The sequence below is a fragment of the Pseudoalteromonas sp. S1650 genome (assembly GCF_005887195.1).
Lineage (GTDB): Bacteria > Pseudomonadota > Gammaproteobacteria > Enterobacterales > Alteromonadaceae > Pseudoalteromonas > Pseudoalteromonas simplex.
Genome location: NZ_PNDF01000110.1, coordinates 1 through 1,484, shown reverse-complemented (window position 1 = coordinate 1,484; position 1,484 = coordinate 1). Strand labels below are relative to the sequence as shown.

Below are 1,484 nucleotides of genomic sequence, written 5' to 3'. Positions count from 1 at the left end.
TAATGCTGATCAGTTAAGAATATTTTTATGATCACTTGACTGATCTTTTCATAGCTTCAAAATCCGATATTAGAAATAATATCGGATTTTTTATGTCTCTAATTCAGCACTTCGATGATATGTCCTCCTTTTTAGATGATGTACATACGCTCGACAAACTTAAGCAGGTTCTTGACCCTGATATTCTTGAACAAGCATTTGAACATGCGGGTGTTGCAACTGTTCGCAGAAGGCGATTACCGCTAGAAGCTGTTATGTGGTCTGTCATTGGAATGAGTTTATTCCGAAACGAAACCGTGTGGGATATTGCTAATAGACTCGATATATCTCTGCCCGGAAAAAACAAATTAGTAGCGCCGAGCGCACTAGTGCAAGGTCGCCAAAGATTGGGTTACGAAGCAGTCCAACAAACATTTCAACTACTTTCACATAAAGCGTTTACCACCCAGCCTTTTGAGCAGTGGTGTGGACTTAATTTACTTGCAGTGGATGGCGTTAGCTTCCGAACTCATGATAATCAAGAAAACCGAGAAAAGTTTGGCAGTGACAGTAATCAACATGGAGAAGTCAGCTACCCACAAGTTCGAATGTGTAGCTTAATGGAAGTATCTAGCCACTTATTGCTAGACAGTAGTTTTGACGCCCGTTGCGTAGGTGAAATGAGCCTAGCTCAACGTCTATTACCAGCCGTACCGGATAATTCTCTAACCTTGTTTGACCGTGGTTATTACTCATTAGGACTGCTACATCAATGGCAAAACCAAGGAAATAACGCTCACTGGATGTTACCAGCAAGGAAGGATTTACAGTATCAAGTTGAACACAGTATCAGTGATAATGATAAAATAGTTACCTTGTCCACAAGCCCTCAGGCTAGAAAGAAGTTTGAGTCATTACCAGATACTATAACGGCAAGATTAACCACTTATAAAGCTGATGGAAAAAGCTATCGTGTTCTTAGTTCGCTTATTGACCCTTTACGATTTCCGCATGACGAATTAATAGAGGTTTATACACAACGTTGGGAAATTGAGCTGGCGTTTAGAGAAATAAAGCAGGGATTGAATCATAGCAAACACACATTACGTAGTAAGAAGCCAGACATGGTACGCCAAGAGTTATGGGGGTTATTACTCGCTTACAACTTAATACGCATAATCATGCTTGATGCAACTAAAGAAGAAGATATCTTGCCTACTCAATTAAGTTTTAGCCAATCTATGCGTCAGGTAATCGCTTTCTTCATGTTTACGCCAATACATAGTGCAAGTAAATTACCTGCTCATTATGATGAATTACTGACAACTCTTAGGTTGTTTATCTTACCCGATAGGCTACCAGACAGGCATTATCCAAGGGTGGTAAGAAGGAAACCTAATAAATATCCCTATAAAAGAAAATGCCAGTCAGCTCTTAACTGACTGGCATTAGCCCATAAAGGGCCGTTTTTATTTATACCAATTCGCTTAATTAAGTATTATTGT

General features: G+C 39.5%; 1 protein-coding gene. It reads left to right on the top strand.

All coding sequences use genetic code 11. From position 1 onward, the window contains the following. Positions 1-92 precede the first annotated feature (92 nt). A complete protein-coding gene (locus CWB80_RS21410; RefSeq protein WP_138602404.1) occupies positions 93-1,421 on the top strand; it encodes an IS4 family transposase in 1,329 nt (442 codons plus the stop codon). Positions 1,422-1,484: the final 63 nt, after the last annotated feature.